Below are 21,495 nucleotides of genomic sequence, written 5' to 3'. Positions count from 1 at the left end.
CAGTCCCCTGGGCCACCAGCCCGCTGGGCCCGCGAGTCGCCCGGCCCCCGGCCGAGCCGCCCCCCGGACTACAGCAGTGTGCGCAGGCGCAGCAGGTCGCGGAAGCCCGCCTCAAGACGGACCCGGCCCGAGGCCCAGGCCCTCGCGAAGTCCAGCTCCCCGCCGACCATCGCCACCAGGTCGTCCCCGGTCATCGCCAGTCTGATCTGCGCCTTCGTCGGCGGCGGGCCCTCGACCGTGGAATCGACCTCGATCCGGCCGCCCCGCAGCCGGCCCGTGAACGTGGTGTCCAGGTCCGTGACGTGGCAGCTCAGCGTACGGTCGAGCGCGGCGGCCCCGCGTACGTCGCCGTCCGCCCGCGCGAGGGTGTCCGAGAGTCTGTCCAGTGCGCCGCGGCACTCGGTGATCGTCGCCATCGCGACGACCGTACCCCAGAGGCCCGGGGTAGCGTCGGGGCCATGAACGACGCGACGCCCGCACCGGAACCCCTCGCCCCGACGGACCCGGCGGACCCGAAGGATCCGGTGCGCCCGCAGGACGCCCACGAGCCCGCGGGAGCGGCCCCGCTCGGCATCGGGACCCGGCCCACCGGACACCCCGGGGTCGACGCGCACCTGGCGCGTCTCGCCGAGGCCGACGACCTCCCGGCGGACGGACACCCGCGGGTGTACGAGGATGTACACCGAGGACTGCGCGCCGAGCTGACCTCGCTCGACGCCCAGCCCACCCCCCGATCGCACGACCACAGGAGCTGAACCCACCGTGGCAGGAGTGGCACGCCGCCGTCTCGACGCCGAACTGGTCCGGCGGAAGCTGGCGCGCTCGCGCGAGCACGCCAGCCAGCTGATCGCCGCGGGCCGGGTGACCGTCGGCAAGACCGTCGCCACCAAACCCGCCACCCAGGTCGAGACCGCCGCGGCCATCGTCGTGGTCCAGGACGACGACGACCCCGACTACGTCTCGCGCGGCGGCCACAAGCTCGCGGGCGCCTTCGCCGCCTTCGTCCCGCTCGGGCTCAAGGTCGAGGGCCGCAGGGCGCTGGACGCCGGAGCCTCCACCGGCGGCTTCACCGACGTGCTGCTGCGGGCCGGTGCCGCCCACGTCGTCGCCGTCGACGTCGGCTACGGACAGCTCGCCTGGTCGCTCCAGAGTGACGAGCGGGTCACCGTGAAGGACCGTACCAACGTACGCGAGTTGACAGTCGAGGCCATCGACGGCATTCCCGTCGACCTGGTCGTCGGCGACCTCTCCTTCATCCCGCTCGGCCTCGTCCTGCCCGCCCTCGCGGCCTGCACCGCACCCGGCGCCGACCTCGTCCTCATGGTGAAACCGCAGTTCGAGGTGGGCAAGGAGCGGCTCGGCAGCGGCGGTGTGGTGCGGAGCGCCGAACTCCGCGCGGACACCGTGAAGAACGTGGCCCGCCGCGCGGCCGAACTCGGGCTCGGCGTCCTGGGCGTCACCGCGAGCCCGCTGCCCGGCCCCTCGGGCAACGTCGAGTACTTTCTGTGGCTGCGGGCAGGCGCGCCCGCGCTGGATCCGGCGGATGTCGACCGCGCCGTGGCGGAAGGACCTCGTTGAGCTCAAGGGCAACAGCACCCAAGACCGCACCACGTACCGTATTCCTGCTCGCGCACACCGGCCGGCCGGCCGCCGTGCGCAGCGCCGAACTGGTGGTCCTCGGGCTGCTGCGCTGCGGCATCGGCGTCCGTGTCCTGGCGGCGGAGGCCGAGGACCTGCCCCTGCCGCCGTCCGTGGAGAGAGTGCCGGAGCACTGCCCCGACGCGCTCGACGGCTGTGAACTCCTCGTCGTCCTCGGCGGCGACGGCACACTGCTGCGCGGCGCCGAGTTCTCCCGTGCCTCGGGCGTCCCCATGCTCGGCGTCAACCTCGGCCGGGTCGGCTTCCTCGCCGAAGCCGAGCGCGACGACCTCGACAAGGTCGTCGACCGGGTCGTCACCAAGGCGTACGAGGTCGAGGAGCGGATGACCCTCGACGTCGTCGTGTACGAGAACGGCGACGTCCTGCACCGGGACTGGGCGCTCAACGAGGCGGCCGTCCAGAAGGTGTCCCCGGAACGGATGCTGGAAGTCGTCTTCGCGATCGACGGACGCCCGGTGACCGGCTTCGGCTGCGACGGCGTGATCTGCGCGACACCCACGGGCTCCACCGCCTACGCCTTCTCGGCGGGGGGGCCGGTCGTCTGGCCGGAGGTCGAAGCGCTGCTCATGGTGCCGATCGGGGCCCACGCCCTCTTCGCCAAGCCGCTCGTCACCACCCCGGACTCGGTCCTCGCCGTCGAGATCGAGCCGCACACCCCGCACGGGGTCCTGTGGTGCGACGGGCGGCGGACCGTGGAACTCCCGGCGGGCGCCAGGGTCGAAGTGCGGCGGGGCGCCGTGCCGGTCCGGCTCGCCCGGCTGCACCACGCCTCCTTCACCGACCGGCTCGTCGCCAAGTTCGCGCTGCCCGTGTCGGGCTGGCGGGGCGCGCCCCGCTGACCCCACCGCGCCGGTCCGCCCCGGCGCGCCGCCCGAACGAGCGGCGCGCCGAAGGGTCACGGCCGGGGCCGATGTCGCATCGCGGCGGGGAAACCTCGTATGGTCTGGGACGTGCTGGAGGAGATGCGGATACGGTCGCTCGGAGTCATCGACGACGCTGTGGTCGAGCTGTCGCCCGGCTTCACCGCGGTGACCGGTGAGACCGGTGCGGGCAAGACCATGGTGGTGACCAGCCTCGGGCTGTTGCTCGGCGGGCGCGCCGACCCGGCCCTGGTGCGGATCGGCGCGGCGTCCGCCGTCGTCGAGGGACGGATCAGCGTGCCCCCGGGCGCGTCCGTCGCCGCGCGCGCCGAGGAGGCGGGGGCGGAACTCGACGACGGTGTGCTGCTCGTCAGCCGCACCGTCTCGGCCGAGGGGCGCTCCCGGGCCCACCTCGGCGGGCGCTCGGTGCCCGTCGGGCTCCTCGCCGAGCTGGCCGACGAGCTGGTGGCCGTGCACGGCCAGACCGACCAGCAGGGGCTGCTCAAGCCCGCCCGGCAGCGCGGCGCGCTCGACCGGTACGCGGGCACGGCGGTCTCCGGGCCGCTCGCCGACTACACCGGGGCCTACCGGCGGCTGCGTGCCGTCACCACGGAACTCGACGAGATCACCACCCGGGCCCGGGAGCGGGCCCAGGAGGCGGACCTGCTGCGGTTCGGGCTCACCGAGATCGAGGCGGTCGCCCCGCGCGCCGGGGAGGACGTCGAACTGACCGCGGAGGCGGAGCGGCTCGGCCACGCCGAGGCCCTGGCCTCCGCCGCCGCCCTCGCGCACGCCGCGCTCGCCGGTGTCCCCGAGGACCCCGAGTCCGTCGACGCGACGACCCTCGTCGCCGGGGCGGGACGGGCCCTGGAGGCCGTACGGGCGCACGATCCGGCGCTCGCCGCGCTCGCCGAGCGGACGGGGGAGATCTCGATCCTCCTCGGCGACGTGGCCACGGAACTGGCCGGGTACGCCGACGCCCTGGACGCCGACCCGCTGCGGCTCGCCGCCGTGGAGGAGCGGCGGGCGGCGCTCACCCAGCTCACCCGGAAGTACGGCGAGGACATCGCGGCCGTCCTGGCCTGGGCGGAGGAGAGCGCGGCCAGGCTCGGGGAGCTGGACGGGGACGACGAGCGCGTCGGCGAACTCACCGCCGAGCGGGACCGGCTCCGCGACGAGCTCTCGGTGCTCGCGCAGGGGCTGACCGACGCCCGTACGGAGACGGCCGACCGGTTCGCCGCCGCCGTCACCGCCGAACTCGCCTCGCTCGCCATGCCCCACGCACGGGTCTCCTTCGACATCCGGCAGACCGAGGACCCCGAGGGCGTCGAGGTCGGCGGCCGACGGGTCGCGTACGGTCCTTCCGGCGCCGACGAGGTCGAGCTGCTGCTCGCGCCGCACCCCGGCGCCCCGCCCCGGCCCATCGCCAAGGGCGCGTCGGGCGGCGAGCTGTCCCGGGTGATGCTCGCGGTGGAGGTCGTCTTCGCGGGGACGGACCCGGTGCCGACGTACCTCTTCGACGAGGTCGACGCGGGCGTAGGCGGCAAGGCGGCGGTCGAGATCGGCCGCAGGCTCGCCAAGCTCGCCAGGACCGCGCAGGTCGTCGTTGTCACCCATCTCCCGCAGGTCGCGGCCTTCGCCGACCGGCAGCTGCTCGTCGAGAAGACCAACGACGGCTCGGTCACCCGCTCAGGCGTGACGGTCCTGGAGGGCGAGGAGCGCGTCCGCGAACTGTCCCGGATGCTCGCGGGCCAGGAGGACTCCGAGACCGCGAGGGCGCACGCCGAGGAACTGCTCGCGGCGGCACGCGCGGACGGCTGAACCCCGGGCCCCGGGCTTGGGCTCGTCCGGGTCCGAGGCGGGCCCGAGGCGGGCCTCGGCCGGGACCGGGAGAGCCGGGGAGGGCCGCACCCGGCGCGCGCGAGGCCCGCGCGCGCTCACCCGGTCGGGTGAATCCGGGAGAGTCGGGCAACGCGACGCGAACCACTCGTACGGGGCAACGCCGGGGAGAACCAGGCCACTTCAGTGGCGGAACGTGCGTACGGACGGGCGCGCGGACTGGCATCCTTGGGCGCGTGACACAGCTCCGTACGGTCCAAGTGCTGGGCGGCGGCAGCGCGGGCAGCAGCGCGCACGTCCGATCACTTGCCTCGGGGCTGGTGGCGAGGGGCGTGCGGGTGACCGTGTGCGCCCCGGCCGAACTCGACCACGTCTACGACTACCTCGGCGCGGGCGCGCACTTCGTGCCCCTGCCGCGCCTCGGCGACCCCTCGGTGGTCGCCGCGCTCCGCAACGCCTGCATCGGCGCCGACGTCGTCCACGCGCACGGCCTCCACGCCTCCGTCCGGACCGCGCTCGCGCTCCCCGGCGGCGGGCGCCTCCCGCTCGTGACCACCTGGGACAGCCGCGTCCCCACCGCAGGGGCGCGCGGCGGACTCCTGCGGCTCCTCGAACGGCGGGCCGCTCGGGCCGCGACCATCGTGCTCGGCACCTCGTCCGACCTGGTCGACCGGGCCCGGCGGCGCGGCGCGCGGGACGCCCGGCTCGCCCCCGTCACCGTGCTGCCCGCCCGGGGGCCCGTCTGCCTCCACGACGGCAAGGCCCGCGCCGAACTCGGCGCCGTGGACCGGCCGCTCCTGATGGCCGTCGGAGCCCTGGAGCGGGACCGGGGCCACCGGACCCTGCTCGACGCCGCCCGGGAGTGGCGGGACCTCTCCCCGCAGCCGCTGCTCGTCATCGCCGGAGAGGGACGCGAACGGCTCGCCCTCCAGCGGCGGATCGAGACCGAGAACCTGCCCGTACGCCTGATCGGCCGCCGCGAGGACATCGCCGAACTGCTGGCGGCGGCGGACATCGCGGTGCTCCCCTCCCGCTGGGAGGCCCGCTCCCTGCTCGCCCAGGAAGCACTGCGCCTCGGCGTCCCGCTCGTCGCCACGGCGGTCGGCGGGGTGCCGGAACTCGTCGGGGACGCGGCGGAACTCGTGCCGTACGGGGACCCGGGAGCCCTGGCCGCGGCGGTGCGCGGGCTGCTCGACGACGTGGAGCGCCGGATGGACCTGGCGGCGGCGGGCCGGACGCAGGCCGGGACGTGGCCCACGGAGGACGACACGGTGGCGCACGTCCTCAGCGTGTACGACGAACTGTCGGGGCGGTGACGCCCGGCCGCCCCGCGCGGTGACGGGGAGGCCCTGCGCGGTGACGGGAGGCCCCGCGCGGTGACGGATCCGGTCCGCGCGGTGACAGGGACATCCCGCGCGCGGTGAGCAGGGGCGCTTCCGTCCCCGCGCCCGCCTACGCCGTGTGCCGTCTCGCCCGGAGGGCCAGGGAGAGGGCCAGGACCGTCTGGGGGTCGTCCAGGTCCGTGCCCAGGAGTTCGGAGATCCTGGCCAGCCGGTTGTAGAGGGTCTGGCGGTTGAGGTGCAGCTCCCGGGCGGTCTCCGCCTTCCGGCCCGCGTGCGCCAGATACGTCTCCAGGGTCGGCAGGAGCGGCGGCCTGGACGTGCGGTCGTGCTCGCGCAGCGGCCCGATCGCCCGGTCCACGAACGCCGCGAGGACCGCGTCCCCGTGGAAGTGCAGCCGCCACAGCAGCAGATCGATGTCGAGCCGCCGGGCGTCGTACCAGGGCAGGTCCGAGAGGCCCTGGGCCGCCGTCGCGGTCTCCGCCGCGTGCCGCAGGCTCGCCGAGGCCGCCGCCCAGCCCCCGGCCACTCCCACCACGACCACCGGCGGGTGCGCCCCGGCGCGTTCCAGACCGGCCCGCTCCACGCCCGCGCGGAGCGCCGCCGCCACCCGGTCGGCGACCGCCGTGCGCTCCGACTCCGACCGGAGCCCGAGCAGCAGCGGGACCCGCCCCTCGACCGGGCGGACGCCCAGCAGGACCGGGACGCCCACGGACGACAGCTCCTCCAGGACCGCGCGGGCGAGGAGCGCCCAGTTCCCCGACGGGGACAGCTCGGGGGCGAGCCGCATCACCACCGGCAGGAGCGGCCCGTCACCCGGCTTGAAGCCGAGGACCCTGGCCTGCGCCGGGGCGTCCTCGGCGGCGATCCTGCCCTCCGCCAGATCCGTCAGGAAGTCGCCCCGGCCGCGTGCCGCCAGCTCCTCCTCCTGGCGCGCCTGCATGAGGACGACCGCCAGGAGTCCGGCCGCCCGCTCGGCCGCCATGCGGTGCACGGGGGAGAGGGCGCCGGAGACCGAGAGCAGCACGAGCCGGGCCCGTACGGACGCGGTGCCGGGTCCGCCGCCGGGCACGTCCACAAGGACCGTGCCGGTCGGCGGGCCCGACTCGCGGGCCGCCCGCTGGCCGCGCAGCCCCTCCCAGACCTGGAGCGGGTCGGCGGGCCCGGACGCGGTGCCCGCCGCGTAGAGCAGCTGTCCGTCGGCGGTCTCCAGGAAGACGGGGTTGGCGGCGAAGTCGGAGAGGATGCGCAGCACCTGGGGGACGCCCCCGCCGCCCAGCAGCGCCTCGGTGCACTGCCGGTGCACCTCCTCGGCCTGGCGCAGCAGGGCGTAGTGGCCGTTGACGATCTCGGTGTGGATCTCCTCGGTGACCGCGACGAAGGGCACTTCGCGGTGGAGCTGCACCAGCGGGAGACCGGCGGCCCGCGCGGTGTCCACGATCGTCGCCGGGAGGCGGGCGAAGCGCGGTCCCAGCTCGACGACGAGGGCGGCGATGCCCCGGTCGGCGAGCCGCCGTACGAAGGCCCGCTGTTCGGCCGGCCGGGTCCCGAGGCCGAGACCGGTGGTCAGCAGCAGCTCGCCGCCCTTGAGCAGGGAGGCGATGTTCGGCACCTCGCCCGCGTGCACCCAGCGCACCGTGCGGTGCAGCCGGTCCGCCCCGGCGACGACCTCCGGGAGTCCGCCGCGCAGGCCCGGGAGTTCGAGCGCCCGCTGCACGGTGATCCCGCCCTGACTGTCCATGGGCCCGGACGCTACCGGGCCCCGGCGTTCCGGCGACATCACCCCAGGGTCACCGCCCCGGACCCTTCGTACACGGGGCGACAACTCGTCCACCGGGAAGGGGAATTGCACGACCTTCTGTCGACTGTGTCCTGCGTCACTTCGCGGGGGTCAGGCGGCGGGCGTGATGTTGTGGTTGAAGCGGAACACGTTGTCGGGGTCGTACGCGGCCTTCACCCGGGCCAGCCGCCGGTAGTTGTCGGCGCCGAAGCCCTCGACCACGCGCTGCTCGCCCTCGGTGCCGATGAAGTTCAGATACACGGCCCCGGTCGACCAGGGACGCATTCCGGCCCGCACCTCCCGGACCCATCCCCTCGCCCGCTCGTCGTCGGCGGGGTCGTCCCACAGGGCGAACGGATGGGCGGCCCAGGCCGCGTTCCGCCAGGGGACCGGATGGTCGGCGGGTCCTCTGGCGACCTGCCCGCCGAGCGGGAGCAGGATGTTCTGCGTCGGCGTGGGGACGAGCATCCGGGCCGACCCGGCGCAGTAGACGGCCACCGCCTCGTCCGGCAGGGACGCGAGGAACTCCGCCGACCAGTAGTTCCGCAGCCCCGAGGGGACGTCGAGCATGCGCTGGAAGTCGACGTACGGCATATCCATGACCACCTCCACCAAGGGGTGGAGCGTGTACAGGGGCTCGGCCAGCTCCCTGGCCCGCCCGGCCGGTCCGACCCAGGTGACCATCGTCGCGACGATCAGGGAGCCCCGCAGCTCCTCGGGGACGAACGGCGCCGGTGGCGCGGTGAGGTAGAGCCCGGCGCCGCCCGCCTCGTCGGGCGCGTCGGCGATCAGGTCCCGGTAGGTCCCGATCGCCTCGGGACCCGCCTCGGGCGGGAACATCAGCAGGGTGAAGCCGAACTCGGGCAGCGGGTGGACCCGCAGGGTCATCGAGGTCACCACGCCGAAGTTCCCGCCGCCGCCGTGCAGCGCCCAGAACAGCTCGGCGTTCTCCTCCTCGTCCGCGTGGACGTGCCTGCCGTCGGCGGTGATCAGCTCGACCGAGAGGAGGTTGTCGCAGGCGAGCCCGTACTTCCGCTCCAGCCAGCCCGAGCCGCCGCCGAGGACGAAACCGCCGACGCCGGTCGTGGACGCCCGCCCGCCGGTCACGGCCACCTGGAACGGCCGGCAGGCGTGGTCGAGACCGCTCATGGTGGCCCCGCCCGCCACGCGTACGGTCATGTGCTCGGGGTCGACGACGACCGAGTGCATCCGGCGCAGGTCCACGACGAGACCGGCGTCGTTGAGCGCCGCGCCCGCGACGCTGTGCCCGCCGCCGCGCACGGCGATGGGCAGCCCGGCCTCCCGGCCGAAGACGACGGCGTTGGCGACGTCCTCCGGGTTCTCGCACTGGGCGATCACGGCGGGGCGGCGGTCGATCATCCCGTTGAAGACGGTCCGGGCCTCGTCGTAGCCCGGGTCGCCGGGCACGTACGCGTCACCGGCGAGATCCTCGCGCAGGGCGACGAGGGCACCGTCCGGGACGGGGGCCGTCGGCGGGGAGGGCGTGTGGGGAGGAGGGGGCGGCGCGGGGGCCGGGGCGGGGTCCGGGGGAGTCATGGGAGCCCCCCTTCCGTACGGGGGACAGGACCCCTTCATCGTAGGACCGGGGGCGGGGCGGCGCCGCTCGGCGACGCGGGACCCGGGCCCCGCGTCCGCCGCCCGGCGGGAGCCGTCAGCCCCCGTACGCCCCGCTCGCCGTGAGCCGCAGGGCCGTGTCGATCAGCGGCACATGGCTGAAGGCCTGCGGGAAGTTGCCCACCTGTCGCTGGAGCCTCGGGTCCCACTCCTCGGCGAGCAGGCCGAGGTCGTTGCGGAGGGCGAGGAGCCGTTCGAAGAGGGTGCGGGCCTCGTCCACCCGGCCGATCATCGCCAGGTCGTCCGCGAGCCAGAACGAGCAGGCGAGGAACGCGCCCTCGTCGCCCTCCAGACCGTCGACGCCCGCCTCCGCGCCCGCCGTCGGGTAGCGGAGCACGAAGCCGTCCTCGGTGGCCAGCTCCCGCTGGATCGCCTCGATCGTGCCGATGACCCGCTTGTCGTCGGGCGGCAGGAAGCCCATCTGCGGAATGAGCAGCAGGGAGGCGTCCAGCTCCTTGGAGCCGTACGACTGGGTGAAGGTGTTCCGCTCCTGGTCGTAGCCCTTCTCGCAGACGTCCCGGTGGATCTCGTCGCGCAGCTCGCGCCAGCGCTCCAGCGGGCCGTCGGCGTCCCCGGACTCGATCAGCTTGATCGTGCGGTCGACGGCCACCCAGGCCATCACCTTGGAGTGCACGAAGTGGCGGCGCGGGCCCCGGACCTCCCAGATGCCCTCGTCCGGCTGGTCCCAGTGCTTCTCCAGGTAGTTGATCAGCTTGATCTGGAGGACCGAGGCGTAGTCGTTGCGGGAGAGCCCCGTCATATGCGCCAGGTGGAGGGCCTCGGTGACCTCGCCGTAGACGTCCAGCTGGAGCTGGCCCGCGGCGCCGTTGCCGACGCGGACCGGGCCGGAGTTCTCGTACCCCGGAAGCCAGTCCAGCTCGGCCTCGCCCAGCTCGCGCTCGCCCGCGATGCCGTACATGATCTGGAGGTTCTCCGGGTCGCCCGCGACGGCCCGGAGCAGCCAGTCCCGCCAGGCGCGGGCCTCCTCGCGGTAGCCGGTGCGCAGCATCGAGGAGAGGGTGATCGCCGCGTCCCGCAGCCAGGTGTAGCGGTAGTCCCAGTTCCGGACGCCGCCGATCTCCTCGGGGAGCGAGGTGGTCGGCGCCGCCACGATCCCGCCGGTCGGCGCGTACGTCAGCGCCTTCAGGGTGATCAGGGAGCGGATCACGGCCTCCCGGTAGGGGCCGTGGTACGTACAGTGTCCGACCCACTCGCGCCAGAACTCGGCGGTCGCCGCGAGGGAGCCCTCGGGGTCGGGCAGCGCGGGCGGCTCCTTGTGGGAGGGCTGCCAGGAGAGCGTGAACGCGATCCGCTCCCCGGGGGCCACGGTGAACTCCGAGTACGTGGTCAGGTCCTGGCCGTGGGTCTCGGCGTCGGTATCCAGCCAGACCGAGTCGGGTCCGGCGACGGCGACGGTACGGTCGCCGACCTTGTGCACCCAGGGCACGATCCGGCCGTAGCTGAAGCGCATCCGCAGTGCGGAGCGCATCCGCACCCGGCCGGAGACGCCCTCCACGATCCGGATGAGCTGCGGGGCGCCCTCGCGCGGGGGCATGAAATCGGTCACCCTGACCGTGCCGCGCGGGGTGTCCCACTCGGACTCCAGGATCAGCGAGTCGCCCAGATAGCGGCGCCGGTCGGCCGGGGCGGGTTCGGCGTCCTGGGGCCCGGCGGGACCGAGCCGCCAGAAGCCGTGTTCCTCGGTGCCGAGCAGTCCGGCGAAGACCGCGTGGGAGTCGAAGCGGGGCAGGCACAGCCAGTCGACGCTGCCGTCCCGGCAGACCAGTGCGGCGGTCTGCATGTCTCCGATGAGTGCGTAATCCTCGATGCGCCCGGCCACGTGCTTCACTCCAGTCGAACGGCCATGTCCGCCCCTCGGGGCGCTTGCTCGGAAAGGTCGGCCGGATGTCGGCCGGTCCTGTGGTGCGGCAGGTCAAGGGATCTTCGACGAGCGCTGGGTCCGGGTGAACGGGCGGGGTGGTGCCGCTGGCCGGCCGGCTCGGCGGGGAACGTCCGAGCAGAATACGACGCACCCTACTGAGGCGGTGATCACACCGGTAACGCCGTTGCTCCGTTCGGGTGAATGCATGCCAACCTTCCTCTCCGGGCCCCCGCAGCGTGCTCGGGGACTCTTCGTCGAACGGCCGCCCCGAGCCTCGCCCGGGGCCGTCCGCAGCCTCGCGGCGCCCGCCGCGGAGACGGTGCCCGTGCCGCTGCGGAGACCGTGTCCGTGCCGCCGCGGAGACGGTGTCCGTGCCGCCTCGGAGGCCGTGTCCGAGCCCGCCGTGAAGGCCGTGCCGGACCGCTTTCGCGCCCCTGTCGCCGTCCGTGTGCACCCGACTGCCGCGTGTGGCCGGAAGCGGTCTCCCGATGTCGCTGATACCCTGGTACCCCGTGGACCGGTGGGAAACGGCGGGAGCCGAAGGACACCGAAACCGCAGCGACGGCACCCCCCGATTCTTCCGGAGGGCACGCCGGTACGCACCTCCAAACGCGACCACGGGAGCCCCCTCTTGGCGATGCCGCCCAAAAACACGACGACCAAGCACATCTTCGTCACCGGGGGTGTCGCCTCCTCGCTCGGCAAGGGCCTGACCGCCTCCAGCCTGGGTGTGCTCCTGAAGGCCCGGGGCCTGCGGGTCACGATGCAGAAGCTCGACCCGTACCTGAACGTCGACCCCGGCACGATGAACCCCTTCCAGCACGGCGAGGTGTTCGTCACCAACGACGGCGCCGAGACCGACCTGGACATCGGCCACTACGAGCGTTTCCTCGACGTCGACCTCGACGGCTCGGCGAACGTGACCACCGGCCAGATCTACTCGCAGGTCATCGCCAAGGAGCGGCGCGGCGAGTACCTCGGTGACACGGTGCAGGTCATCCCGCACATCACCAACGAGATCAAGTCCCGCATCCGCCGCATGGCGACCAACGACGTCGACGTGGTGATCACGGAGGTCGGCGGCACGGTCGGCGACATCGAGTCGCTGCCGTTCCTGGAGACCGTCCGCCAGGTCCGCCACGAGGTCGGCCGGGACAACGTCTTCGTCGTCCACATCTCGCTGCTGCCGTACATCGGCCCCTCCGGCGAGCTGAAGACCAAGCCGACCCAGCACTCCGTGGCCGCGCTGCGCAACATCGGCATCCAGCCCGACGCGATCGTGCTGCGCGCCGACCGCGAGGTCCCCACCGCGATCAAGCGGAAGATCTCGCTGATGTGCGACGTCGACGAGGCGGCGGTCGTCGCCGCGATCGACGCCCCCTCGATCTACGACATCCCCAAGGTCCTGCACACCGAGGGCCTGGACGCCTACGTCGTGCGCAAGCTCGACCTGCCCTTCCGCGACGTGGACTGGACGGTGTGGGAGGACCTGCTGGACCGCGTCCACAACCCCGACCACGAGGTCACCGTCGCGCTCGTCGGCAAGTACATCGACCTGCCCGACGCCTACCTCTCGGTCACCGAGGCCATGCGCGCCGGCGGCTTCGCGAACAAGGCCCGCGTCAAGGTCAAGTGGGTCGCGTCCGACGACTGCAAGACCCCCGCCGGTGCCCGCACGCAGCTCGGCGACGTCGACGGCATCCTCATCCCCGGCGGCTTCGGCGACCGGGGCGTCGCGGGCAAGGTCGGCGCGATCCAGTACGCCCGCGAGAACAAGGTCCCGCTCCTCGGCATCTGCCTGGGTCTCCAGTGCATCGTGATCGAGGCGGCCCGCAACCTCGCCGACATCCCCGAGGCCAACTCCACCGAGTTCGACGCCGCCACCGCGCACCCGGTGGTCTCCACGATGGAGGAGCAGCTGGCGTACGTCGAGGGCGCGGGCGACCTGGGCGGCACCATGCGTCTCGGCCTGTACCCGGCCAAGCTCGCCGAGGGCTCCGTCGTCCGTGAGACCTACGGCGACGCCCCGTACGTGGAGGAGCGCCACCGGCACCGCTACGAGGTCAACAACGCCTACCGCGCGGAGCTGGAGAAGAAGGCCGGTCTGGTCTTCTCCGGCACCTCCCCGGACAACAAGCTCGTCGAGTACGTCGAGTACCCGAAGGAGATCCACCCCTACCTGGTCGCCACCCAGGCGCACCCGGAGCTGAAGTCCCGCCCGACCCGTCCGCACCCGCTCTTCGCGGGCCTGGTGAAGGCGTCCGTCGAGCACAAGGCGGCCAAGCCCGCCAAGTAGGCCGAGCTGTCGGTCCCTGGCGTTAACGTTGCCGGGGTACGGGCCCTTTCCGGGCCGGTACCCCGGTTTTCGTATGTGGGAGGACAGCTCATGCAGGTGCAGGACACCCCGGAGGAGTGGCGGGTCGTCGCCACCGAGACCCCCTTCACGGGCAACAAGACGAGCGTCCGCACGGACGAGGTCGAGATGCCGGACGGCACGGTCGTGCGCCGCGACTACCAGGTCCACCCCGGCTCGGTGGCCGTGCTCGCCCTCGACGAGCAGGACCGGGTCCTCGTGCTCCGCCAGTACCGCCACCCGGTCCGGCAGCGGCTCTGGGAGATCCCGGCCGGACTCCTCGACGTGCCCGGCGAGAACCCGCTGCACGCGGCCCAGCGCGAGCTGTACGAGGAGGCGCACGTCAAGGCCGAGGAGTGGCGGGTCCTGAGTGACGTCTACACCACCCCCGGCGGCTGCGACGAGGCCGTACGGATCTTCCTCGCCCGGGGGGTCAGCGAGGCGGAGGGCGAGCGCTTCGAGGTCTCCGACGAGGAGGCCGACATGGAGCTGGCCCGGGTCCCGGTCGACGAACTCGTCCGGGGCGTCCTCGCGGGCGAGCTGCACAACACCTGTCTGGTCGTGGGCGTCCTCGCGCTGGTCGCCGCGCGGGCGGGCGAGGGCCTGGACTCCCTCCGCCCGGCGGACGCGCCTTGGCCGGCCCGGCCGTTCGCGGGATAGCAGAGCGAGGAGCCCGGTCGAAGAGCCCGATCGAGGAGTCAGTATGACCATCTGCTGATCCGATTGGGCGATGTGTCCGCCCTGCTCCGCCGGGTCCGTGCCACGCCCTGAACTACGCTCGGAAACGCCCGTGCGGAGCCCCCCGCCGGGATCGGCTCGTGCGCAGGTGGACGGGAGCGTGGCCCGTGACGGATCAGGCTGTGGCGACGGCCGTGAACCGGCGGTTCTTCGGCAGGCAAAGGGAGTTGAAGGCCCTGCGCGCCGACATCGAGCGCACCGGCCTCGACACCCTCACCGGCCGCAAGGCCCCCCGCGCCCGCGTCCTGCTCATCGCCGGGCGGCCCGGCTCCGGCCGTACCGCGCTCGCCGAGGAGCTGACCGCCGGGCTCGCCGACCGCTATCCCGACGGGGTGTTCCGGGCCCGGCTCACCGAGCCCGGCGGCGACCCCGTCCCCACCGCCCGCGTCGCCCGGGAACTCCTCGCAGAGCTGGGGGTCGCCGAGCCTCCCGGAGCCGCCGAGGACGAACTGACCGAACTCGTCCGGGGCGCGCTCTCCGGCCTCCGGGCCGTCCTCGTCCTCGACGACGCCGTCGACGCCGAACAGGCCGACCCGCTGATCCCGGACAACCCCGACGCCCTCGTCGTGGGCGTCGCCAGGGGCCCGCTCACCGGCATCCCCGACGTACGCCCCTGCACCCTCGGCGGGCTCGACCCCAAGTCGGCCATCGAACTGCTCACCGGCTTCACCGGCTCCGTACGCATCACCGTCGACCCCCAGGCGGCCGAGACCCTCGTCGAGGAGTGCGGGGGGCTGCCCGCAGCCGTCGTCCTCGCCGGGGGCTGGCTCTCCGTCCACCCCAGGGCCTCCGTCGCCGACCTCGCCAAACGGCTCAGGGCCGGCGGCGGCGACCCGCTCACCCGCGCCTTCCTCCTCGCCCACGAGGCCCTGCCGCCGACCGCCGCCCGGATACTGCGCTACCTCGCCCTGGCCCCGCTGGGCCGGGCCGACGCCCACACCGCCTCCGCCCTGGCGGGCTGCTCGGTCTCGGCGGCGGCCACCACCCTCGCCGACTTCGCCGCCCTCGGCGTGGTCTCCGGCCGCCCGGACGGACAGTACGACGTGCCAGGGCATCTCGTCCCGCTGCTCAGGGAACGCCTTGAGGAGCAGGACCGGCCCGCCGAGGTGCAGTTGGCCCGTGCCCGGATGCTGGAGCGGACCGTACGGCTCCTCCAGTCCTGCCGGGCGGTCACCGAGCCCGAGGGCTCGCCCGCCCGGCGGAAACTGGCCGGTCTGCCCCGGGCCCTGCGCTTCCCGACCCCGGCGGAGGCGGCCGAATGGCTGCGCACCCGGCAGTCCTTCCTGCTCGCCTGCGCCCGGCTCGCCGTCGCCGACGGGGAGCTGGACACCCTGGCGCGCCGGCTGATCGCCTCCCTGGTCAGAGCCCTCGCCGTGCACCGGGGCGCCGAGGCCGCCGCCCCCGAGCTGTACGGGCTCCACCAGCTGGTCCTGGACGTGGCCGAGCGGCGGGGGCTGCACCGGGAGCGGGCCGCCGCCCTGCTGAATCTGGCCGATCTCGACACCCGCACCGGCCGGAACAGGGAGGCCCTGACCCGCTACCGGGCGGCCCTGGACGCCGGGCGGGCCGCGAACGACCCGCACGCCACCGGCCGGGCGATGGAATCCGTAGGCGGCTCCTACCAGGAGCTGGGCGACTGGCAGCGGGCCGCCGACTGGTACGGACGGGCACTGGCCCACCGCCTCGCCCGGGAGGAGCACGTCGACCAGGCGCGCCTCTACGGGCGGCTCGGCGCCGTGCAGACCTACGCAGGCCGGTACGGCGAGGCCCTGCGGAACTGGCGGGCGGCCGCGGCGGGCCACCGGCGGCTCGACGATCTCCCGGGCTACGCACGGGCGTTGAGCGAGGCAGCCCGGGTCCAGGAGTACGCGGGCAGGCCCGAGGAGTCGCTGCGGACCTGCGAGGAGGCGGTGGAGTGGGCCCGGCGGGCACAGGACACCCGGCTTCAGGCCGCGCTCCGGCTCCGGCTCGCGGACACCCTCGACCGGCTCGGCGACCCCGCCGCCGCCCGGCTGCACCGGGCCACGGCTGATCGTCTGCTGGAAACGGAATCATCCGCCTGCGAAATCCGCAGTGGGTCCGGGAAAGATTAGTACTTTGAAAGGCTAGACAGAGGGAACTCCTTCATTAGACTGGGTCCGCCGCGTATGAACGTGGTCTGCCCCGGTGCGCCGCAGCGCATCCGGGTATACATCGCTTTGCCCCAGTTATCTCCACCCCCCTGATTCAAGGACCGTGATCGACGATGAAGGTCGGCATCCCCCGCGAGGTCAAGAACAACGAGTTCCGCGTGGCCATCACCCCCTCCGGTGTCCACGAGCTCGTCCGCCACGGCCACCAGGTCTTCGTCGAGCAGAACGCCGGTGTCGGCTCCTCGATCACGGACGAGGAGTACGTCTCCGCCGGAGCCGAGATCCTCCCCACCGCCGACGAGGTCTGGGCCGTCGCCGACCTGGTGCTCAAGGTCAAGGAGCCCATCGCGGAGGAGTACCACCGCCTCCGCAAGGACCAGACCCTCTTCACCTACCTGCACCTCGCCGCCTCCCGCGAGTGCACGGACGCGCTGCTCGCCTCCGGCACCACCGCCATCGCCTACGAGACGGTCGAGACCGCCACCCGCGCGCTCCCGCTGCTCGCCCCGATGTCCGAGGTCGCGGGCCGTCTGGCCCCGCAGGTCGGCGCCTACCACCTGATGCGCTCGGCCGGTGGCCGCGGCGTGCTGCCCGGCGGCGTCTCCGGCACCCACGCCGGCAAGGCGGTCGTCATCGGCGGCGGCGTCTCCGGCTGGAACGCCACCCAGATCGCCGTCGGCATGGGCTTCCACGTGACCCTGCTCGACAAGGACATCAACAAGCTCCGCGAGGCCGACAAGGTCTTCGGCAGCAAGGTGCAGACCGTCGTCTCCAACGCCTTCGAGCTGGAGAAGGCCGTCGTCGAGGCCGACCTCGTCATCGGCGCCGTCCTCATCCCGGGCGCCAAGGCCCCGAAGCTGGTCACCAACGAGCTCGTCGCCAAGATGAAGCCCGGAAGTGTCCTTGTCGACATCGCGATCGACCAGGGCGGCTGCTTCGAGGACTCGCACCCGACCACGCACACCGACCCGACCTTCCCGGTCCACAACTCGGTCTTCTACTGCGTGGCCAACATGCCGGGCGCCGTCCCGAACACCTCCACCTACGCCCTCACCAACGCCACGCTGCCCTACATCGTGTCGCTGGCGAACAACGGCTGGGCCGAGGCGCTGCGCCGCGACTCCGCCCTCGCCCTGGGTCTCAACACCCATGACGGCAAGGTCGTTTACAAGGAGGTCGCCGAGGCCCACGGTCTTGAGCACGTCGAGCTGAGCAGCCTCCTGGGCTGACCCGCGCGGCACCGCCGTCAACGCGTGCCGCCCCCGCGCACACCCGGCCGGACCTTGTTCGACAAGGTCCGGCCGGGCGTGTCTGGAGACCTGCCGGAACACGCGGTCGACTCGTCTCGAACGTGACCCTTCACCCGTTTCGCGCGTCCCCGAAAGGTGTGGACGCGTCCCCGCGCGCCCTTGACAGAGACGTGTTCGGTTGCCGACACATCAGGCCGGGTCCGGGGGATTGTGTTGCTGCGGACCGGTGACACGCCATAGAGTCGCCAACCGTCGGCATGGTGCCACGCTGACCTATCGATAAATGTTCCTGGTGACATCCAAGGAGGTAAGACGACTTGTGAATGAGTCGACAATTACTCCCGGGACCGGTGCGCCAGGTGCCCCGATCGGCTCCGTCGCGGTGCGGACCTTCGCGACGCACCAGCCCATGACGACAGCCCACACGATGAAGACGATGGACGGCCTACACGTGAACGCCACGGCCGGCAACGAGATGGGCCGAGAGTCCACCCACTTCGCCGCCTACGACGAGGTGCCCGAGGGGCACTTCTACGACCCCGACGCCGAGTACGAGCCCGACCCGGAGTACGCGGCCACCCTCGCACCCGACGCTGCCCGCCAGCGCCGCGAGCGGATCGGCCCGACCGGACGGCCCCTGCCGTACTTCCCGATCCCGGGTCCCCTGACCGACCACGGACCCGCGAAGATCATCGCGATGTGCAACCAGAAGGGCGGCGTCGGCAAGACCACGTCGACCATCAACCTGGGTGCCGCGCTCGCCGAGTACGGCCGCCGGGTCCTGCTCGTCGACTTCGACCCGCAGGGCGCCCTGTCGGTCGGCCTCGGCGTGAACCCGATGGAGCTGGACCTCACCGTCTACAACCTGCTCATGGAGCGGGGCATGTCGGCCGACGAGGTCCTCCTCAAGACCGCCGTGCCCAACATGGACCTGCTGCCGAGCAACATCGACCTCTCGGCCGCCGAAGTCCAGCTCGTCAGCGAGGTCGCGCGCGAGTCGACGCTCCAGCGCGCCCTGAAGCCGCTGATGAACGACTACGACTACATCGTGATCGACTGTCAGCCCTCGCTCGGCCTGCTGACCGTGAACGCCCTGACGGCGGCTCACAAGGTCATCGTGCCGCTGGAGTGCGAGTTCTTCGCCCTGCGCGGTGTGGCCCTGCTCACGGAGACCATCGAGAAGGTCCAGGAGCGGCTCAACCCCGAGCTGGAACTCGACGGCATCCTCGCCACGATGTACGACTCCCGTACGGTGCACAGCCGCGAGGTCCTCGCGCGCGTCGTGGAGGCCTTCGACGACCACGTCTACCACACGGTCATCGGGCGCACCGTGCGCTTCCCCGAGACCACGGTCGCGGGCGAGCCCATCACCACGTACGCCTCCAACTCCGTGGGCGCCGCCGCCTACCGCCAGCTCGCCAGGGAGGTGCTCGCCCGGTGTCACGCCGAGTGAGTCTGCCCGGAGCCGACGAACTCTTCCGTACGACCGGGGGGACGGCGCTCCAGGCGTCCGCACCCCGCCGGACCGTCCCGGCACCGCCGGGCGAGAGCGACCCGGCGGCCGAAGGTTCCGCCGAGCACACGGCGGCGGACCCCGAGTCCGCGGAGTCCGCCGGGCCGCGCGCCCGGACGGCGGAGCCCGAGGCATCCGCGCCCAAGACCGCACCCGGCGCGGCGGTACCCGCCCCGGCGGCGCGGCGGCGCGGCGGCCGGACCCCGAACCGGCGGCCCAGCGGCCGCGAGCGCCACGACGAGAAGATCACGGTCTACGTCTCCGCCGAGGAGCTGATGGACCTGGAGCACGCCCGGCTCGTGCTCAGGGGAGAGCACGGGCTCGCCGTCGACCGGGGCAGGATCGTCCGGGAGGCCGTCGCGGTCGTCCTGGCCGACCTGGAGTCCCGGGGCGACGCGAGCATCCTCGTGCGCCGTCTGCGCGGCCGCTGACGGTAGCCTGCGGGCCCACGCGCCCCCGTTCCCCTCTGGACCCCCATGCACCACGTCCCTGACGAAACGTCCCGCCCGTCGCGCCCTTCCCGGAGCGGCGGGCCGGACGCGTCGACGGAGGCGGGGCCACCGCCCGCCGACGTCCCCCGGCCTCAGACCCCGGCCGATCCCACCGCATCGGCCGCTCCCGCCGCTCAGGCAGATACGGCCGGTCCTGCCGTTCCTGGCGGCCCTGCCGCACCGGCCACTCTGGTCACTCCTGTTACTCCCGTCACTCTGGTCACACCGGCCGCTCCGGTTTCCTCGGCCGCTCCGGTCGCGGAGGCGGCGCCCGAGGGCCCTGAGGGCGACGGACGGTTCACCGTCCGGCTCGCGAACTTCGAAGGCCCCTTCGATCTGCTCCTCCAGCTGATCGCCCGGCACAAGCTCGACGTCACCGAGGTCGCGCTCTCCACGGTCACCGACGAGTTCATGGCCCATCTGCGGGCCCTCGGCCCCGACGGCGACCTCGACCAGACGACCGAGTTCCTGGTCGTCGCCGCCACTCTCCTCGACCTCAAGGCCGCCCGGCTGCTGCCCGTCGCCGAGGTGGAGGACGAAGCCGATCTGGCTCTCCTGGAAGCCCGGGACCTGCTCTTCGCCCGGCTCCTCCAGTACCGCGCCTACAAGCGGATCGCCGAGATCCTCGACACGCGCTGGGACGCGGAGGGCCGCCGCCACCCCCGTACCGCGGGACTCGAACCGCACCACGCGGCCCTGCTCCCCGAGGTCGTCATCTCCCTCGGCCTGGAGGGCTTCGCCCGGCTGGCCGCCGAGGCCCTCGCGCCCCGGCCCGAGCCCGAGGTGTACGTCGACCACATCCACACCCCGCTGGTCAGCGTCCGCGAGCAGGCCGCCGTGGTCGTCGCCCTGCTGCGGGAGCGCGGCACGGCGCTCTTCCGGGAGCTGGTGGAGGACGCGGGCGGCGACACCCTCACCGTCGTCGCCCGCTTCCTCGCCCTCCTGGAGCTGTACCGGGAGAAGGCGGTCGCCCTCGACCAGGAGACCGCCCTGGGGGACCTCACGATCTCCTGGACCGGCGGGGACGCCGACCCCACCGCGGCCGTGACCGACGAATTCGACCAGGAGGCTCCCGTATGAGCGACCTCAAGTCCGTGAGCGGCCTCAAGCCCGCCCTCGAAGCCGTCCTCATGGTCGTCGACGAGCCCGCCGACGAGGAGGGCCTGGCCCGGGTCCTGGACCGCGCCCCCGAGGAGGTCGCGGAGGCCCTGGCCGAGCTGGCGGGGGAGTACACCGCGCAGGGCCGCGGCTTCGAGCTGCGGCAGGTGGCGGGCGGCTGGCGCTTCTACAGCCGTCCCGAGCACGCCCACGCGGTCGAGGCCTACGTCCTGGACGGGCGGCAGGCCCGGCTCACCCGCGCGGCCCTGGAGACGCTCGCGGTCGTCGCGTACCGCCAGCCGGTCAGCCGTTCCCGGGTCTCGGCGGTCCGCGGGGTCAACTGCGACGGGGTCATGCGCACCCTCCTCCAGCGGGGTCTGGTGGAGGAGACGGGCGCGGAACCCGAAACAGGTGCGATCCTGTACAGGACGACGAACTACTTCCTGGAGCGGATGGGCCTGCGCGGCCTGGACGAACTCCCCGAGCCGGCGCCCTTCCTCCCCGAGGCGGCGGCGGTCGAACCGGACTCGCTGGAAGGAGTGCCGTCGTTCGACCCGGATGCACCGGGTCGTGAGGACGACGACGACAAGACGGAAGTTTGATGCGAAGCAGCAGCGGCAGGAACAGCAGCGGAAACAACGGCGGGAGCCGTGGTGGCAACAGCGGCGGCCGCGGCGGCAGCAGCGGCGGCGGCCGGGGCGGCTCCGGCTCCGGTGGCGGCGGCGGCTACCGGGGCTCCGGTGGTGGCGGCGGCAGCGGCGCCGGTGGCGGCTACCGGGGTGGCTCCTCCGGCTCCGGTGGCGGCTCCCGGGGCGGCAGCGGCTCCGGCGGTGGCGGCTACCAGGGTGGCGGCTCCGGCGGTGGCTACCGGGGCGGCAGCGGCTCCGGTGGCGGCGGCTACCAGGGCGGTGGCTCCGGTGCCGCT

At 73.4% G+C, this 21,495-nt stretch carries 18 protein-coding genes; 14 read left to right on the top strand and 4 right to left on the bottom strand.

All coding sequences use genetic code 11. The annotated features are described in order from the left end of the window. Positions 1 to 68: 68 nt before the first annotated feature. Complete coding sequence (locus tag BU197_RS13450; RefSeq protein WP_188268489.1) at positions 69 to 416, bottom strand: SCP2 sterol-binding domain-containing protein; 348 nt, start codon at positions 414 to 416, stop codon at positions 69 to 71. A gap of 42 nt (positions 417 to 458) precedes the next feature. Here BU197_RS13450 and BU197_RS13445 point away from each other — a divergent pair, with 42 nt between their 5' ends. From BU197_RS13445 to BU197_RS13425, 5 genes are all read left to right on the top strand, one after another. Next, on the top strand, positions 459 to 755 hold the full coding sequence (locus BU197_RS13445; protein ID WP_188268488.1) for a hypothetical protein: 297 nt from the start codon (positions 459 to 461) through the stop codon (positions 753 to 755). Between the two features lie 7 nt (positions 756 to 762). Continuing rightward, entirely contained in the window at positions 763 to 1,578 is an 816-nt protein-coding gene (locus BU197_RS13440; RefSeq protein ID WP_188268487.1) for a TlyA family RNA methyltransferase, read from the top strand. Next, entirely contained in the window at positions 1,575 to 2,498 is a 924-nt protein-coding gene (locus BU197_RS13435) for an NAD kinase (protein ID WP_188268486.1), read from the top strand. Before BU197_RS13440 ends, BU197_RS13435 begins: the two co-directional genes overlap by 4 nt. 99 nt (positions 2,499 to 2,597) lie before the next feature. Further along, entirely contained in the window at positions 2,598 to 4,340 is a 1,743-nt protein-coding gene (gene recN / locus BU197_RS13430) for a DNA repair protein RecN (protein WP_188268485.1), read from the top strand. A gap of 254 nt (positions 4,341 to 4,594) precedes the next feature. Continuing rightward, positions 4,595 to 5,674 carry a glycosyltransferase family 4 protein gene (locus BU197_RS13425; RefSeq protein ID WP_188268484.1) on the top strand — a complete coding sequence of 360 codons (1,080 nt, stop codon included), beginning with the start codon at positions 4,595 to 4,597 and terminating at the stop codon, positions 5,672 to 5,674. A gap of 136 nt (positions 5,675 to 5,810) precedes the next feature. Here BU197_RS13425 and BU197_RS13420 read toward each other — a convergent pair whose 3' ends face one another. The 3 genes from BU197_RS13420 to BU197_RS13410 form a co-directional block, all read right to left on the bottom strand. Further along, positions 5,811 to 7,439: a PucR family transcriptional regulator gene (locus BU197_RS13420; protein ID WP_188268483.1), complete on the bottom strand. Its 1,629-nt coding sequence runs from the start codon at positions 7,437 to 7,439 to the stop codon at positions 5,811 to 5,813. A 150-nt stretch (positions 7,440 to 7,589) separates the two neighbouring features. Continuing rightward, a complete protein-coding gene (locus BU197_RS13415; protein WP_188268482.1) occupies positions 7,590 to 9,035 on the bottom strand; it encodes an FAD-binding oxidoreductase in 1,446 nt (481 codons plus the stop codon). A 115-nt stretch (positions 9,036 to 9,150) separates the two neighbouring features. Continuing rightward, on the bottom strand, positions 9,151 to 10,953 hold the full coding sequence (locus BU197_RS13410; protein ID WP_188268481.1) for a glycoside hydrolase family 15 protein: 1,803 nt from the start codon (positions 10,951 to 10,953) through the stop codon (positions 9,151 to 9,153). 679 nt (positions 10,954 to 11,632) lie between these two features. Between BU197_RS13410 and BU197_RS13405 the strand changes: the two genes are divergently transcribed. The 9 genes from BU197_RS13405 to BU197_RS13365 all read left to right on the top strand — a co-directional run. Continuing rightward, positions 11,633 to 13,291 (top strand): CTP synthase, encoded by a 1,659-nt coding sequence (locus BU197_RS13405; protein ID WP_188268480.1) that lies wholly within the window; start codon positions 11,633 to 11,635, stop codon positions 13,289 to 13,291. A 90-nt stretch (positions 13,292 to 13,381) separates the two neighbouring features. Then, positions 13,382 to 14,008 (top strand): NUDIX domain-containing protein, encoded by a 627-nt coding sequence (locus BU197_RS13400; RefSeq protein ID WP_188268479.1) that lies wholly within the window; start codon positions 13,382 to 13,384, stop codon positions 14,006 to 14,008. A gap of 185 nt (positions 14,009 to 14,193) precedes the next feature. After that, the gene (locus tag BU197_RS13395; protein WP_317452338.1) at positions 14,194 to 16,179 is read left to right on the top strand and encodes a tetratricopeptide repeat protein; all 1,986 of its coding nucleotides are present in this window, start codon (positions 14,194 to 14,196) and stop codon (positions 16,177 to 16,179) included. A 152-nt stretch (positions 16,180 to 16,331) separates the two neighbouring features. After that, a complete protein-coding gene (gene ald / locus BU197_RS13390; RefSeq protein ID WP_188268477.1) occupies positions 16,332 to 17,447 on the top strand; it encodes an alanine dehydrogenase in 1,116 nt (371 codons plus the stop codon). A 448-nt stretch (positions 17,448 to 17,895) separates the two neighbouring features. After that, positions 17,896 to 18,921 carry a ParA family protein gene (locus BU197_RS13385; RefSeq protein ID WP_030212665.1) on the top strand — a complete coding sequence of 342 codons (1,026 nt, stop codon included), beginning with the start codon at positions 17,896 to 17,898 and terminating at the stop codon, positions 18,919 to 18,921. Next, positions 18,918 to 19,412: a hypothetical protein gene (locus BU197_RS13380; RefSeq protein WP_188268494.1), complete on the top strand. Its 495-nt coding sequence runs from the start codon at positions 18,918 to 18,920 to the stop codon at positions 19,410 to 19,412. The genes BU197_RS13385 and BU197_RS13380 overlap by 4 nt, the downstream gene beginning before the upstream one ends. A gap of 45 nt (positions 19,413 to 19,457) precedes the next feature. Further along, positions 19,458 to 20,552, top strand: coding sequence for a segregation and condensation protein A (locus BU197_RS13375; protein WP_188268475.1), 1,095 nt, complete (start codon positions 19,458 to 19,460; stop codon positions 20,550 to 20,552). After that, positions 20,549 to 21,172: an SMC-Scp complex subunit ScpB gene (gene scpB, locus BU197_RS13370; RefSeq protein WP_188268474.1), complete on the top strand. Its 624-nt coding sequence runs from the start codon at positions 20,549 to 20,551 to the stop codon at positions 21,170 to 21,172. Before BU197_RS13375 ends, scpB begins: the two co-directional genes overlap by 4 nt. After that, a partial coding sequence (locus tag BU197_RS13365; protein WP_188268473.1) for a hypothetical protein occupies positions 21,172 to 21,495 on the top strand: 324 nt, incomplete at its 3' end. The genes scpB and BU197_RS13365, both read left to right, overlap by 1 nt.

The organism is Streptomyces sp. CBMA291 (assembly GCF_014596525.1).
Taxonomy (GTDB): domain Bacteria; phylum Actinomycetota; class Actinomycetes; order Streptomycetales; family Streptomycetaceae; genus Streptomyces.
This window is presented reverse-complemented; position numbering and strand designations above follow the sequence as displayed.

What these genes read in the sequence shown, in the direction of transcription:
- BU197_RS13450 (WP_188268489.1), bottom strand. Translation starts at nt 416, where the DNA reads ATGGCGACGATCACCGAGTGCCGCGGCGCACTGGACAGACTCTCGGAC.
- BU197_RS13445 (WP_188268488.1), top strand. Translation starts at nt 459, where the DNA reads ATGAACGACGCGACGCCCGCACCGGAACCCCTCGCCCCGACGGACCCG.
- recN (WP_188268485.1), top strand. Translation starts at nt 2,598, where the DNA reads ATGGTCTGGGACGTGCTGGAGGAGATGCGGATACGGTCGCTCGGAGTC.
- BU197_RS13420 (WP_188268483.1), bottom strand. Translation starts at nt 7,439, where the DNA reads ATGGACAGTCAGGGCGGGATCACCGTGCAGCGGGCGCTCGAACTCCCG.
- BU197_RS13415 (WP_188268482.1), bottom strand. Translation starts at nt 9,035, where the DNA reads ATGACTCCCCCGGACCCCGCCCCGGCCCCCGCGCCGCCCCCTCCTCCC.
- BU197_RS13405 (WP_188268480.1), top strand. Translation starts at nt 11,633, where the DNA reads ATGCCGCCCAAAAACACGACGACCAAGCACATCTTCGTCACCGGGGGT.
- BU197_RS13400 (WP_188268479.1), top strand. Translation starts at nt 13,382, where the DNA reads ATGCAGGTGCAGGACACCCCGGAGGAGTGGCGGGTCGTCGCCACCGAG.
- ald (WP_188268477.1), top strand. Translation starts at nt 16,332, where the DNA reads ATGAAGGTCGGCATCCCCCGCGAGGTCAAGAACAACGAGTTCCGCGTG.
- BU197_RS13385 (WP_030212665.1), top strand. Translation starts at nt 17,896, where the DNA reads ATGAAGACGATGGACGGCCTACACGTGAACGCCACGGCCGGCAACGAG.
- BU197_RS13375 (WP_188268475.1), top strand. Translation starts at nt 19,458, where the DNA reads ATGCACCACGTCCCTGACGAAACGTCCCGCCCGTCGCGCCCTTCCCGG.
- scpB (WP_188268474.1), top strand. Translation starts at nt 20,549, where the DNA reads ATGAGCGACCTCAAGTCCGTGAGCGGCCTCAAGCCCGCCCTCGAAGCC.